Source organism: Pseudomonas sp. AC532 (assembly GCF_979258965.1).
Genome location: NZ_OZ409888.1, coordinates 3352162 through 3366191 on the forward strand (window position 1 = coordinate 3352162; position 14030 = coordinate 3366191).

Below are 14030 nucleotides of genomic sequence, written 5' to 3' on the forward strand. Positions count from 1 at the left end.
CAGGGTAATTCAATGAGCAACGAAGGACTCAGTGAGAACGAACAGCTCGATGCACCGGTAGTCAGCCTGCCGGTCATCGACGAAGCGCCGGTGGGAACGATAGTGGAAACACCCGTAATCGAAACCACGGCGATCGCCGTGGCTGTGCCCAGCCTGGATGACAGCAGCCTGTACATCCACCGTGAGCTGTCGCAGCTGCAGTTCAACATCCGCGTGCTGGAACAGGCGCTGGACGAGTCCTATCCGCTGCTCGAACGCCTCAAGTTCCTGCTGATCTTCTCCAGCAACCTCGACGAGTTCTTCGAGATTCGCGTCGCCGGGCTGAAAAAGCAGATCAATTTCGCCCGCGAGCAGGCTGGTGCCGACGGCTTGCAGCCGCACCAGGCGCTGTCGCGGATCGCCGAGCTGGTGCACGAGCAGGTCGGTCGCCAGTACGCCATCCTCAACGATGTGCTGTTTCCGGCCCTGGCCAAGCACGGCATCAACTTCATTCGCCGCCGTTACTGGACGACCAAGCACAAGGCCTGGGTACGCCGTTATTTCCGTGACGAGATCGCGCCGATCATCACGCCGATCGGCCTCGACCCGACGCACCCGTTCCCGCTGCTGGTCAACAAGAGCCTGAACTTCATCGTCGAGCTGGAAGGCGTGGATGCCTTCGGCCGCGATTCCGGCCTCGCGGTGATCCCGGCGCCACGCCTGCTGCCGCGCATCATAAAGGTACCGGAAGACGTCGGCGGCCCGGGTGCCAACTACGTGTTCCTGTCGTCGATGATCCACGCCCACGCCGACGACCTGTTCCCCGGCATGAAGGTCAAGGGTTGCTACCAGTTCCGCCTGACCCGTAACGCCGACCTGTCGGTGGATACCGAGGATGTGGAAGACCTGGCGCGCGCCCTGCGCGGTGAGCTGTTCAGCCGCCGTTACGGTGATGCGGTGCGCCTGGAAGTGGTCGACAGCTGCCCGAAACACCTCACCGACCAATTGCTCAAGCAGTTCGGCCTTTCGGAGCACGAGCTGTACCAGGTCAATGGCCCGGTCAACCTGACGCGCCTGTTCAGCATCACCGGCCTCGAGAGCCACCAGGATCTGCAGCACGCCCCGTTCACGCCCGTGATTCCACGGCTGCTGCAGAACAGCGAGAACATCTTCAGCGTCGTCAGCAAGCAGGACATCCTCCTGCTGCATCCTTTCGAGTCCTTCACGCCGGTGGTCGACCTGTTGCGCCAGGCCGCGAAAGACCCGCATGTGCTGGCCATCAAGCAGACCCTGTACCGCTCGGGCGCCAACTCGGAGATCGTCGATGCCCTGGTAGAGGCGGCGCGCAACGGCAAGGAAGTCACCGCGGTGATCGAGCTGCGCGCGCGCTTCGACGAGGAGTCCAACCTGGCGCTGGCCAGCCGCCTGCAGGCTGCCGGTGCGGTGGTGATCTACGGTGTGGTGGGCTTCAAGACCCACGCCAAGATGATGCTCATCCTGCGTCGCGAGAACGGCGAGATCGTTCGTTACGCGCACCTCGGTACCGGTAACTACCACGCCGGCAACGCGCGGCTGTACACCGACTACAGCCTGCTCACCGCCGACGTGGCGCTGGGTGAGGACGTGTCGAAAATGTTCAGCCAGCTGATCGGCATGGGCAAGACGCTGCGCATGAAGAAGCTCCTGCATGCGCCGTTCACCCTGAAGAAAACCCTGCTCGACATGATCGCCCGGGAGACCCAGCTTGCGAGCGAGGGCAAGCCGGCGCACATCATCGCCAAGTTCAACTCGCTGACCGATGCGAAGATCATTCGCGCGCTGTACAAGGCCAGCCAGACGGGCGTGCGTATCGACCTGGTGGTGCGTGGCATGTGTTGCCTGCGCCCCGGCGTGCCAGGCGTGTCGCACAACATCCACGTGCGCTCGATCATCGGCCGCTTCCTGGAGCACACTCGGGTGTTCTACTTCCTCAATGGCGGCGAGGAGAAGATCTACCTCTCCAGCGCCGACTGGATGGAGCGCAACCTCGACAAGCGCGTGGAGACCTGCTTCCCGGTCGAGGGCAAGAAGCTCATCACCCGCGTCAAGAAAGAGCTGGAAGCCTACCTCACCGACAACACCCATGCCTGGGTGCTGCAGCCCGATGGTCGCTACCTGCGCCTGTCGCCGACCGGCAACCAGAACTCGCGCAACGCGCAGGCCAGCCTGCTGGAAAAGCTCAGCGCCCCGCTGATCACCGCGCGCTGAGTGAGCCAGGAACAGGAAACGGGCCCCATGGGCCCGTTTCTCGTTGTGGATGGACCAACCTTACGGATGGGGCAGCGGCGCGATACCCGACCGCTACAGGCGCCGCCAACCTGGCGCTTCGCGCAGGCAACCAGTCGGCATCCAAGCGTTGCGGCGTGTCCGGTCGCCGCGTAATGGGAAGGCGCTTGCCGGGCCATCCGAAACAGGCGCCTGACACGGTTTACGGTGGAGGGCGGCCGGGCGCCGAGGGTTATCCAGGCTGCCGGGAATACTCTGGATCACGCTTGGTCACCCGGCGTTTTGCCATGCACGCTCCACCAGCATGGGCGCCGTTCGGAGAAGCTGTGAAATTGCGGTGCTAGCCGGTCCGTCAGCATATCGAAGACGCCAAGGGTGAGTGCCATTGTTGCGCCGTCGTCGATGGCGCCCAGGGTCGAGCCGCAATGGGGACAGAAAGCCCGACAGGTCGCGTCTGAGGAGCGCCAGAGCCCTGGTTCGCCAGAAGGGCCGGTCCAGTCCAGTTGGGCCTTGTCCAGTTCCACCCATGCCAGTGTCAGCGCTCCGGAGTGCCGTTGGCACTGTTCGCAGGAGCAGGTATGCGGATCGCGGAAGTCACCCCGGACGCTAAACCTGACCTGCCCGCAAAGGCAGCCTCCCGTGTGCGTCGGCAGATGATTCATCGGCACGCTCTCCCTGATCGTTACGCTACGGATATTGGTCTGTGGGCGATGGAATTCTAGCGGCCTGTCGGCGCTGCGCGGCGGCGCCAATTGTTGCAAGCGGCGTATGGACGGCGGCGACGCTGGTTTCCGATTCAGTCATGTTGCTCGGCTGCGCCGCAGTGCATGGCGAGGCCCGCCTTGCTGTCGCCTCGCATGAGTCGGGCTGCGAGGCGGGTCGAGCCGTGATTCAAAACCACGCCTCGTTCATCGCCAGGCAGGTGTCGTCACGTTGCTCCAGCAGGTGCAGGTCGTGATGGCAGCCCGGCACCTCGCGCAGCAGGAAGTAGCGCGCGGCCTGCAGTTTGCCGCTGTAGAAGTCGACGTCGGCCGGGTTGCCGGCCAGGCGGCCCTGTTCGGCGTGGATCGCCTGTTCCAGCCAGCGCCAGCCGATCACCAGGTGGCCGAACACCTTGAGGTACAGCGCCGAGTCGGCCAGGGCGCCGTTGACGCGGCCTTGTTGCAGATCGCCAAGCAGGCCAAGGGTCACCTCCGAGAGGCGCTTGAGTAATGTTTCCAGCGGTTGGCGCAGGGCGTCCAGTGCGGTGAAGGGTTCGGCGCGCTGGCACGTCTCGATGATCAGCCGGCTCAGCGCCTTGAGCGCCGCGCCGCCGTGCTGGCCGACCTTGCGCCCCAGCAGATCGAGGGACTGGATGCCGTGGGTGCCTTCGTGGATCGGATTGAGGCGGTTGTCCCGGTAGTACTGTTCCACGGGGTGGTCGCGGGTATAACCGTGGCCGCCGAGAATCTGGATCGCCAGGGCGTTGGCCTCCAGGCAGTAGTGCGACGGCCAGGATTTGGCTATCGGGGTCAGCAGGTCGAGCAACTGGCCGGCCTGGGTACGCTGTTCGGCGTCTTCCAGGGTCTGGCTGTCGTCGAACAGGCGCGCGCAGTAAAGCGCCAGGTCGAATGCACCTTCCACGTAGGCCTTCTGGGTCAGCAGCATGCGGCGCACGTCGGCGTGTTCGACGATCGCCACCTGATCGCTCGCCGCTTGCTTGCCGTCGGGCAGGCGGCCCTGGCTGCGCTGGCGGGCATAGTCGAGGGAGTAGAGGTAACCGGCATAGCCGAGCATCGTCGCGCCCATGCCGACACCGATGCGCGCCTCGTTCATCATCTGGAACATGCAGGAGAGCCCAGTGTGGGGTTTGCCCACCAGGTAGCCCACGCAGTTGCCCTGGTCGCCGAAATTCAGTGCCGTCGAGGTGGTGCCGCGCCAGCCCATCTTGTGGAACAGCCCGGCCAGGGTCACGTCGTTGCGTGGACCGAGGCGGCCGTCTTCGTTGACCAGCCATTTGGGCACGATGAACAGCGAGATGCCTTTCACTCCGGCAGGCGCGTCGGGCAAGCGCGCCAGCACGAGGTGGATAATGTTCTCGCTCAACCCGTGATCACCACCGGAAATGAAGATCTTGTTGCCTTTGAGGCGGTAGCTGCCGTCGCCTGCCGGTTCGGCGCGGGTGCGGATATCGGCGAGGGAGGAGCCGGCATGGGGTTCGGTGAGAGCCATGGTGCCGAAGAAGCGCCCCTCGATCATCGGCTGCAGGAAGCGCTGCTTCTGCGCGTCGTCGCCGAATGCTTCGATCAGGTTGGCGGCGGCCATGGTCAGCAATGGATATGAGGCCGTGGCAATGTTGGCCGCCTGAAAGTGGGCGAAACAGGCCTGTGACAGCAGGTTGGGCAATTGCATGCCGCCGGCCTCGAAATCCCGGGTCGCGTTCGCGAAGCCGGCGTCCATGAAGGCCTGCAGGGCCGGCTTGACCTCGGCGATCAACTGCGCGGCGCCATCGACATACTGCGGTTCGTGCTCGTCGCCCTTGCGATTGTGCCCAGCGAACAATTCCTCGGCGATGCTGCGCGCGGTGCCCAGCGCGGCCTCGAAGGTGTCCCGGCTGTGCTCGCTGAAGCGCGGGCGGCTGGTGAGGGCTTCGGCATTCAGCACTTCGTAGAGTTCGAACGCCAGGTTACGGGCGCTGAGCAGGGTCTCGGGCATGATGGCTCTCCGGTTCGATCAGCGCAGTCTAGGGCGCTGGGCGCGTGCCGCCAGCATCATCGACCGGCGTGATGCCGTGGAACAAGCCGGACGTCGTCGGGCCATCCACCGCAGGCGCTGCAGCGCGCGCTCAGGCCGGCTACAATTCGCCCCTGCTCAGGAGCCGATGATGAATTACCGCCACGCCTTCCATGCCGGCAACCACGCCGATGTCTTGAAACACCTGGTGCTGTGCCGCCTGTTCGCCCTGCTGGCGCGCAAGGAGGCCCCGTATGCCTACCTCGATAGCCACGCCGGCGTCGGGCTCTACGACCTGGCTGGCGACCAGGCCAGCCGCACCGGTGAATGGCGCGAAGGTATCGCCCGCCTGTGGGAGGCCACGGAGGCACCGGAGGCTTTGCTCGACTATCTGGCTGTCATCCGCGCGATGAACCCCGATGGGGTGCTGCGCCATTACCCCGGCTCGCCCGAGCTGGCGCGCCTGCAGACCCGCGAGCAGGATCGCCTGCACCTCAATGAGAAACACCCGGACGACGGCCAGTTGCTCAAGGAAAACATGGCCGGTGACCGGCGCGTGGCGGTGCACCTGGGCGAGGGCTGGCATGTGCCGCGCGCCTTGCTGCCCACCCGTGAAAAGCGCGCCGTGCTGCTGATCGATCCGCCGTTCGAAAAGGCCGACGAGCTGGAGCGCTGCGTGGCGGCGCTCAACGAAGCCATCGGGCGCATGCGCCAGACCATCGTGGCGATCTGGTACCCGATCAAGGACGAGCGCCAGCTCAAGCGCTTCTACCGCGACATGCAAAAGAGTGCGGCTCCCAAGCTGCTGCGTGCCGAGCTGTTCGTGCATCCCGCTGACGAGGCAGGGCGCCTGAACGGCTCCGGTCTGCTGATCAGCAATCCGCCTTGGGGGCTGGAAGAGGACTTGCGTGAACTGCTGCCCTGGCTGGCCGAGCGTTTGGCGCAAAGCAAGGGCAGTTGGCGCCTGGATTGGCTGATCGCCGAATAAGCGCGTCGGTCGCGGCAGAGCTGCTAGTGGTTTCAGCCCGGGAGGCTGATGAGCGCTGCCACGAAGCGTTGCGGGTCCTCCAGCATCATCAGGTGTCCACCGGGCAGGTAGGTGACGCTTGCAGCGTGGGCAAGCGCCCACTCAGGCACGTGCCAGCCGTCTTTCGAGCCCTCGCCGGCAATCAGGTGGATGGCCATGGGGCCCTCGAACAGTGCCCTGATCGCTTCCAGGTACGCTGCCCGGCCAGTCACCGCGACCACCGAGCGGGCGGTGGCCTGGAGTGTCGAGGCGGGCTGGTTGGCGAGTAGCCGCGCCGCGCTGTCGAGGTGGTGCGGCGAGGCGCTGATCGCCGACCGCGCCAGCCATTGTGCCGGGTCCTGCTGAAACCCGGCGAGCAGTGCTTCGGCTTCCCGGGGCGGCATTGTGGCCACGTTGGCTGACCAGAATGCGTCGTCCAGCGTGAAATTTCCTTCCACGTTGATGATCGAGGCGACCTGGTGCGGATAAGCCGCTGCAAACAGCATGGCGATCGCGCCGCCGACCGAATGGCCGACCAGGTGCACGCGCCTGATGCCTCGCTGCGAAAGCCACTGGGCGAGATGTGCGACCTGGCCGTCGAGCGTGATGCTGGAGGGCTCTGCATCCTGTCTGCTGCCATAGCCGAGCAGGTCTGGCGCGAGGGCCTGGCGACCGTGCGCGGCGAACAGTGGAGCCAGCTCGCGCAGGCTGCCGATCAGGCCGTGGATGAGGAGATAGGGACAGTCTGCCATCGCGGTGCATCCAGGCGAGGGGAAGGGGCTGTGCCCTCGGGGCGGGTCAGCGACGTCGCGGGTCGACATAGTAGGTCAGTTGCTGGCGCGGGTTGAGGTACTCGAGTGCTTCAGGCGGCAGCTGTGAAGGACGGACGCTGCCGGCGATGGCCAGTTTCGGCTCGGCTTCGAGGCTGACGATCAGCGCTTCCTCCTTGGCTACCGCCGGATCGTAGACGATCAGCGTGGGCTTCAGGGGCAGCGTCGGGTGCATGCCCAGCACCAGGGCGTAGCGCTCGTCTTCGAGCTGCACCAGGCTGCCCGGCGGATAGACGCCCATGCAGCGAATGAAGGCCTTGAGCGCGACATCGTCGTAGCGCACCCGATATTGCGGCAGGAACATTCGCGCCAGTGCTTCGTGGGGGCTGAGCGCCACGCGCGGGTCGACGGGGTTACACAGGTTGTCGAAGTGGTTGGCGATGCAGACGATTCGGCTCAGGCGGCCGATGGAGGCTTCACGCAGTTGCTGCGGGTAGCCGCTGCCGTCGCAATGCTCGTGGTGCTCATGGATGATGCGCAGTACGTCGTCGTCGAGCATGAGCTTTTCGCCCATGCGCTTGCCATACAGGGTGTGCATCTCCAGTAGCTGTTGCTCGGCGCGGGTCAGCGGCGGCGGCTTGAGCAGCACCTTGCTCGGCAGTTCCAGTTTGCCGATGTCGTGCAGCAGCGCACCCATGCCGAGCATGTGGCTGGCCTCGGCATCCAGACCGAGCTGACGGCCAAGCATCATCGACAGCACGGTGACGTTGAGCGAGTGCACGTAGGCATCTTCGGCGGCCTTGCCGGTGATGCTGTGCAGGGCGACGCCGTCTTCGCCAAGCATGGTGGCGACCAGTTCATTCACCAGTGCGCCGGCCTGCTTGACCGAGTCTTCCGGCTGGTTGCGCAGGCTCTGGTTGAGCGCCTTGACCCGCTGGCTGGCCTGGACGAAGGCGCGGTCGACTTCCGACAGGCGTTTGCGCAGTACGCTCAGTTGCTGGACGCGCGCCTGGCGCGCCTGTTCCTGGGGGTCGGGTGGTGCGGGTGGCGCTGGCTGCTGCACCGGGCTGGCCGGGAGCGGCAACGGCGTGCAGTCGCTACGCGCCGGGTCATAGCGCAGGCGCTTGAGGCCTAGGGCGCGCAACTGCTTGAGCTGGCTGTCGTCCTTGATCTTGAAATTGCTGAAGGCGAACGAATGTTCCCACCAACTCAGATCCAGGTGAACGTAAAGGCCGACGCAGAGTTGATCGGGGGAGATGCAGGGGAGGTTGGCGGGCATGCCGTGCTCGTCGTTTGCTGGCTAATTGCCAACAGTTTAGCCGGCTGTTGGCGTGATGGCAGTAGTTCTTCAGGCCATCACATCAATGCTGTTGCCCAGGTTTGGCGGATTGCTGGGAGCGCTGGCCGGTGCAGCGGACTGCACCAGCCCGCTGATGCTGGCGCTCTGTAGCTCGAGCGTCTTGCGCAGCAGCAAGAGCGACATCTGTGCGGAGAACTGCGCCGCTGCCTGACTCGCCACCTGGCTGGAAATGCTGCTCAGCTCCACGACCGTCTCCCCCTATTCAGGATGCAGGAGGTAGACATACACCGGTGCCGCCCAGGCCGCAATAGCCTTCCGGGTTCTTCGCCAGGTACTGCTGGTGATAGGCCTCGGCGTAGTAAAAGGCCGGTGCCGGGGCGATCTCCGTGGTGATCTCGCCCAGGCCGGCCTTTTCCAGCTCGCTCTGGAACTGTGCCTGGCTGCGGCGAGCGGCTTCGAGCTGCTGCTCGTCGGTGCAGTAGATGGCCGAGCGGTACTGGCTGCCGATATCGTTGCCCTGGCGCATGCCCTGAGTCGGGTTGTGCACTTCCCAGAACACCTTGAGCAGCGCCTCGTAGCTGGTTTGCTGGGGGTCGAACACCACCAATACCACTTCCGCGTGGCCGGTGAGGCCAGAGCAGGTTTCTTCATAGGTCGGGTTGGGCGTGTGGCCGCCGGCATAGCCTGCCGCGGTGCTCCATACGCCGGGCTGTTGCCAGAACCGCCGCTCCGCGCCCCAGAAACAGCCAAGGCCGAAAATAGCGGTTTGCAGGCCTGTCGGGAAAGGGCCCTGCAGCGGGTTACCGTTCACGTAGTGGGCTTCGGGCACTGAAATCGGCGTGTCGCGGCCAGGCAATGCCTGTTCGGCGCTGGGCAGTTCGAGCTTGTGGGCGAGAATTTGCGAGCGTAAGACCATGCGTCATGTTCTCCGAGTCGTGTCTGTCGTGGGGGGTAGACCGCGGCAACTGGCTGACGTTAGCTGCCGTTCAGCGCGTGGGGCGCCGCGGGTAGCGCTTCAGGCTTTCTACCAGATCGCGACCGGGAATGGGACGGTCGAACAGATAGCCCTGGCCGATATCGCAGCGCTGACGACGCAGGAAGCCCAGCTGGGCCTGGGTTTCGATGCCCTCGGCGACTACCTTGAGTTTGAGGTTGTGGGCCATGGCAATCACCGCGGAGGTGATTTCCATGTCGTCCTGGTTCTCGGGAATATCCTTGATGAAGCTGCGGTCGATCTTGATCACGTCGATCGGGAATTTCTTCAGGTAGCTGAGCGACGAATAGCCCGTGCCGAAGTCGTCCATGGCCAGCGTCAGGCCCAGTTGCTTGAGGCGGCTGAGCTGGCTGCGCGTGTCTTCGGTGGCTTCCAGCAGCAGCCCTTCGGTGAGCTCCAGTTCGAGCAGCTCCGGCGGCAACTGCTCTTCTTCGAGGATGGCGGCAATCGAGCCGACCAGGTCGGGGTCGCTGAACTGCTTGGGAGACAGGTTGATCGCCACCTGCAGATTGCCCATTCCCAAGGCGGTGAGCTGCTTGCTCATGCGGCAGGCCTGGCGCACCACCCACTTGCCGATCGGGATGATCAGCCCGGTTTCTTCGGCGACGCTGATGAACTGGTCCGGGCGGATCATGCCTTTTTCCGGGTGCTGCCAGCGCAGCAGCGCCTCCATGCCCAGCAGTTGCCCGGTCTTCAGGCACAGCTTGGGCTGGTAGAACACCTCGAGTTCGTTCTGCGTCAGCGCTCGGCGCAGGTTGTTCTCGACGAACAGTTTGTAATTGGCCTCGGCGTTCAGGGCGTCGGTGAACACATGCAACTGATGCTTGCCGTTGGCCTTGGCCTTGTGCAGCGCAAGCCCCGCATGTTTCATCAGGGTTTGCGGATCGGCGCCGTGTTCGGGCGAGCAGGCCAGGCCCACCGAGCCGGTGACGTTGATCAGCTGGTTGTCGACGAACAGCGGTTTGTCGAGGGTTGCCAGCACCTGCTGGGCGATCAGTTGGCCGCGCTCGCTGTGGCAGTTGTCGAGCAGGATGGCGAACTCGTTGCTGGCGAAGCGCGCCAGGGTGCTCTCGCCACTGAAGGTGTTGCGCAACCGCTTGGCCAGGCTGACCAGCAGTTTGTCGCCGGTCTGGTGGCCGAGGGTGTCGTTGATTCGCTTGAAGTTGTCGATATCGACCAGCAGCAGGCTGACCGGCGAACTGCTGGTGCTGGTAAAGCGTTTCTCCAGGGCACGGATGAATGCGTAGCGATTGCCCAGCCCGGTGAGGTTGTCGCTGTAGGCCAGGCGCTCGATGCGCTGCTGCGACTGCTTGGACTCGGTAATGTCCTCGTAGATGCCGATGTAGTGGGTGAGGGTGCCGTCATCGGCATGCACCTTGGAGATCGAGAACTGGCTCCAGTAGGGTTCCAGATTCTTGCGCCGGCTCTTGAACTCGCCCTGCCAGCTGTTCTGCTCGGCCAGCCCGGAGGTGCTGTCGAACAGCAGCTCGCTGAGGTTTTCCAGGGCCGCCAACTCCGACAGCTGGCGGCCCTGCACCTCATCGGCGCTGTACTGGGTGATCGCCGTGAAGCTCGGGTTGACGTACTCCACCATGCCATCGCGATTGAGCAGGATGAAGGCGCTGGCGCTCTGCTCCACGGCGCGCTGGAACAGGTACAGGGCGCTGGTGGCGTTGCGCCGTTCCTGATTGCTCAGCACGTTGGCGTATTGATCCGCGAGCTCGCCGGCAAAGGCGATTTCGTCCGCCTGCCAGTGGCGTGGCCCGCCGGTGTGTTCCAGGCAGAGCACTGCAACCAGCTCGCCGCCAACGCGGATACTGGCGTCGAGGATGGCGGTAATCCCCTCGGGGCGCAGGTAGTCGTCGCGCAGTTCGCGGGTACGTGGATCGTTCTCGGCGTCGTGTGCGCTCAGCGCGCGGCTTTCCTTCAGGGCACGCAGGTACGTCGGGTAGCGGCGGCCATCGATCGGCAGGGGGATTTCGTAGTGGGCCTGGTCGAGCAGGTAGAGCGCCACCGGATCGAGGGTATCGCCATTGATATGCCAGATCCCGGCGCGGGCGACCCCATAGATTTCACAGGCGCTGCGCGTAATCAGCTCGGCGGCTTCACGGGTTGGGTCATTGCCCTGATGGCGCTGGCTGGCCAGGCGCACGATGAGTTGCTGCTGGGCCGCCGCGCGCTGCTCCTGCCGCCTGGCCTCTGCCTGGCTGCCCTGAAACTGCTCCAGCGCGTCGAATACGCCGTGGGTCGCGGGGCCAGGCGAGGGTAGGCCGGCACTGTCCGGTGTCTCATCAGCGACTATCAGTAAGTAGCCGCGCAGCAGGTGGCGGCCGCGCTGGCGAAATGGCTCGCCCACTTCCATCAACTTCAACGGGCCCTGGGGCGTGTGCAAGGTGTAGCGCACCAGGTAGTGGCTGCCAATGGACAATTGCTGCTGGATGGCGTCATGCAGCCGGTAACGTGCTTCCGGCTCCATCAGGCTGGCGTAGGGAGTTTCGACCAGCGCGCAGAGGTCGCTGGCGGCGATGCCGAACTGTTTTTCGCAGGATGCATCGAGAAATAGCAGCAGCCAGTTCGCTTCATTCATCCGTTCGAAACGCATCATGCCGAGCCTGGAAGGCACGGGCAGTTGCGTCACGACCTCGGCCGCTGCACGGCTCGCGGCATCGGGATGGCTTTTCATCGAATGGCTGTATCCATCTACTGGCACAGGCAGGCGCCTGGCCTCTTCACTATAACGCTAACGAGGGGTGCTGCCGAATCTCCCTGGCCGCTGCGAGGCGGTATTAGCGCTTAGGTTGCACCATGGTGTGCCAACTGACAAGAAATCTAATGGCATTGTGATGTCTTTCTTTTAACTAACTGTTTTATAAAGGATAAATATTTCATTATGGGTATGTTTTCAACGCTCGTCGGCGCCATTTCCGGCGGCCGGCGAGGCGGTATCGGCTAAAAAAAACCCCGCCTGGAGGGGCGGGGTCACGGGTACGAACGTGGCGCTCGAAACCTGTACTTACAACAGCATGGTGCGGATGTCGGTCAGCACATCGCCCAGGCGCTTGGTGAAGCGCGCCGCGGCAGCACCATTGATCACGCGGTGATCGTAGGACAGCGACAGCGGCAGCATCAGCTTGGGCTGGAAGGCCTTGCCATCCCAGACCGGCTGGATGGTCGCCTTGCTGACCCCAAGGATCGCCACTTCCGGCGCATTGACGATCGGCGTGAAGCCGGTGCCGCCAATGTGGCCGAGGCTGGAGATGGTGAAGCAGGCGCCCTGCATGTCGTCAGCGGAGAGCTTCTTGGTGCGCGCCTTTTCTGCCAGGGCAGCGGCTTCGGCAGCCAGTTGCAGCAGGCTCTTCTGATCGACGTTCTTGATTACCGGCACCAGCAGGCCATCCGGGGTATCGACCGCGAAGCCGATGTGCACGTACTTCTTGCGGATCACCGCCTTGCCGCTTGGTGCCAGCGAACTGTTGAAGTCCGGCAGTTCCTTGAGCAGATAGGCACAGGCCTTGAGCAGCAGGGGCAGTACGGTCAGCTTGACGCCGGCTTTCTCGGCGACCGCCTTCTGGGCCACGCGGAAGGCTTCCAGCTCGGTGATGTCGGCCGAGTCGAACTGGGTTACATGCGGCACGTTCAGCCAGCTGCGGTGCAGGTTGGCAGCGCCGACCTGCATGAGGCGGGTCATCGGCACTTCTTCGACTTCACCGAACTTGCTGAAGTCGACGGTCGGGATCGGCGGAATGCCGGCACCGCCGGTGACGCCGGCCGCTGCGGCAGGTGCCGACTTGGCCTTCTGGAGCTCGGCCTTGACGTAGACCTGCACGTCTTCCTTGAGGATGCGGCCTTTCGGGCCGCTGCCAGGTACTGCGCTCAGTTCGACGCCGAATTCGCGGGCCAGCTGACGCACCGCCGGGCCGGCGTGCACCTTGCTGCCGTCGCGGCTTGGCGTGGCAGCAGGAGCGGCCTGCGGTGCGGCCTTGGCAGGTGCCGTGCCCTGAACATTGGCCGGTTTGGCCTGCTCGGGAGCGGCAGCCGGCGCCTGGGCAGCGGCTGCGGCAGCGGGTTTGGCGGCGGCCTTGCCCTGAACCTTCATCACCAGAATCAGGTCGCCGGTCTTGGCCTGGTCACCGACCTTGATGGAGATGCTTTCGATGACGCCAGCCTTGGGCGCTGGAATCTCCATGCTGGCCTTGGCCGACTCCAGCACGACGAGCGACTGCTCGGTTTCGACGCTGTCGCCGACCTTGACCAGTAGTTCGATCACGCCGGCGGCATCTTCGCCGATGTCCGGAATACGTACTTCTTCGCTGCTTTCGCCAGCCGGCTCTTCGGCTGCCGCTGGTGCGGCGGCGCTGGCCTCGGCAGGTGCAGCGGCGCTTGGCGCTGCTGCAGGAGCGCTGGCAGCCTGCTTCGGCTGTGCCCCGGCGGCGCCCTTGAGGACCAGGATCAGGTCACCCGTGCCCACTTCGTCGCCGACCTTGACCGACACGCTCTCCACCACGCCGGCAGCCGGCGACGGGATTTCCATGCTGGCCTTGTCGGATTCGAGGGCGATCAGCGACTGGTCGGCCTCGATGCTGTCGCCAGGCTTGACCAATACTTCGATCACGCTGGCCTTGGCGTCGGAGCCGATGTCCGGCACCTTGACTTCCTGGGGCTCGGCGCTGCCGGCCGCTTCTGCCTGGGGCTCGGCGGCAGGTTGCGGGGCAGCGGCCTGGGCTTCCTGTGCAGGGGCAGGCTCTTCTGCCGGGGCAGTTTCGGCGTCGCCTTCCACGTCCAGTTCGAGCAGCTCGTCACCCTCTTTCAGGGTGTCGCCCAGCTTGACCTTGAGGCTCTTGATGACGCCGGCCTTGGGGGCCGGAATCTCCATGCTCGCCTTGTCCGACTCGAGGGTCAGCAGGCTCTGGTCGGCTTCGATGCGGTCGCCGACCTTGACGAACAACTCGATGATTTCACCCTCACCACCGCCGATGTCGGGTACGCGAATCAATTCACTCACAA

General features: G+C 64.4%; 10 protein-coding genes. 2 read left to right on the forward strand and 8 right to left on the reverse strand.

What is annotated here, in order from left to right; translation table 11 throughout:
• Window positions 1-12 precede the first annotated feature (12 nt).
• Window positions 13-2226, forward strand: coding sequence for a polyphosphate kinase 1 (gene ppk1, locus ACZ0AV_RS15765; protein ID WP_499151895.1), 2214 nt, complete (start codon window positions 13-15; stop codon window positions 2224-2226).
• 278 nt (window positions 2227-2504) lie between these two features.
• Here the strand turns inward: ppk1 and ACZ0AV_RS15770 are convergent, their stop codons facing one another.
• Window positions 2505-2906 carry a GFA family protein gene (locus ACZ0AV_RS15770; RefSeq protein WP_499151896.1) on the reverse strand — a complete coding sequence of 134 codons (402 nt, stop codon included), beginning with the start codon at window positions 2904-2906 and terminating at the stop codon, window positions 2505-2507.
• A 229-nt stretch (window positions 2907-3135) separates the two neighbouring features.
• Window positions 3136-4938 carry an acyl-CoA dehydrogenase gene (locus ACZ0AV_RS15775; RefSeq protein WP_499151897.1) on the reverse strand — a complete coding sequence of 601 codons (1803 nt, stop codon included), beginning with the start codon at window positions 4936-4938 and terminating at the stop codon, window positions 3136-3138.
• A 169-nt stretch (window positions 4939-5107) separates the two neighbouring features.
• Between ACZ0AV_RS15775 and ACZ0AV_RS15780 the strand changes: the two genes are divergently transcribed.
• Window positions 5108-5944 carry a 23S rRNA (adenine(2030)-N(6))-methyltransferase RlmJ gene (locus tag ACZ0AV_RS15780; RefSeq protein WP_499151898.1) on the forward strand — a complete coding sequence of 279 codons (837 nt, stop codon included), beginning with the start codon at window positions 5108-5110 and terminating at the stop codon, window positions 5942-5944.
• A gap of 32 nt (window positions 5945-5976) precedes the next feature.
• Here ACZ0AV_RS15780 and ACZ0AV_RS15785 read toward each other — a convergent pair whose 3' ends face one another.
• From ACZ0AV_RS15785 to aceF, 6 genes are all read right to left on the reverse strand, one after another.
• On the reverse strand, window positions 5977-6714 hold the full coding sequence (locus tag ACZ0AV_RS15785) for an alpha/beta fold hydrolase (protein WP_499151899.1): 738 nt from the start codon (window positions 6712-6714) through the stop codon (window positions 5977-5979).
• 46 nt (window positions 6715-6760) lie between these two features.
• Entirely contained in the window at window positions 6761-8011 is a 1251-nt protein-coding gene (locus tag ACZ0AV_RS15790) for an HD-GYP domain-containing protein (protein ID WP_499151900.1), read from the reverse strand.
• A gap of 69 nt (window positions 8012-8080) precedes the next feature.
• The gene (locus tag ACZ0AV_RS15795) at window positions 8081-8278 is read right to left on the reverse strand and encodes a putative motility protein (RefSeq protein ID WP_499151901.1); all 198 of its coding nucleotides are present in this window, start codon (window positions 8276-8278) and stop codon (window positions 8081-8083) included.
• Between the two features lie 16 nt (window positions 8279-8294).
• Entirely contained in the window at window positions 8295-8948 is a 654-nt protein-coding gene (gene msrA / locus ACZ0AV_RS15800) for a peptide-methionine (S)-S-oxide reductase MsrA (protein WP_499151902.1), read from the reverse strand.
• A gap of 70 nt (window positions 8949-9018) precedes the next feature.
• A complete protein-coding gene (locus tag ACZ0AV_RS15805; RefSeq protein WP_499151903.1) occupies window positions 9019-11709 on the reverse strand; it encodes a putative bifunctional diguanylate cyclase/phosphodiesterase in 2691 nt (896 codons plus the stop codon).
• A gap of 330 nt (window positions 11710-12039) precedes the next feature.
• Complete coding sequence (gene aceF / locus ACZ0AV_RS15810) at window positions 12040-14028, reverse strand: dihydrolipoyllysine-residue acetyltransferase (protein WP_499151904.1); 1989 nt, start codon at window positions 14026-14028, stop codon at window positions 12040-12042.
• Window positions 14029-14030: the final 2 nt, after the last annotated feature.

Bases quoted from the DNA above. Each gene is read 5' to 3' on its own strand.
- ppk1 (WP_499151895.1), top strand. From the start codon at position 13: ATGAGCAACGAAGGACTCAGTGAGAACGAACAGCTCGATGCACCGGTA.
- ACZ0AV_RS15770 (WP_499151896.1), bottom strand. From the start codon at position 2,906: ATGAATCATCTGCCGACGCACACGGGAGGCTGCCTTTGCGGGCAGGTC.
- ACZ0AV_RS15775 (WP_499151897.1), bottom strand. From the start codon at position 4,938: ATGCCCGAGACCCTGCTCAGCGCCCGTAACCTGGCGTTCGAACTCTAC.
- ACZ0AV_RS15780 (WP_499151898.1), top strand. From the start codon at position 5,108: ATGAATTACCGCCACGCCTTCCATGCCGGCAACCACGCCGATGTCTTG.
- ACZ0AV_RS15785 (WP_499151899.1), bottom strand. From the start codon at position 6,714: ATGGCAGACTGTCCCTATCTCCTCATCCACGGCCTGATCGGCAGCCTG.
- ACZ0AV_RS15790 (WP_499151900.1), bottom strand. From the start codon at position 8,011: ATGCCCGCCAACCTCCCCTGCATCTCCCCCGATCAACTCTGCGTCGGC.
- msrA (WP_499151902.1), bottom strand. From the start codon at position 8,948: ATGGTCTTACGCTCGCAAATTCTCGCCCACAAGCTCGAACTGCCCAGC.
- ACZ0AV_RS15805 (WP_499151903.1), bottom strand. From the start codon at position 11,709: ATGAAAAGCCATCCCGATGCCGCGAGCCGTGCAGCGGCCGAGGTCGTG.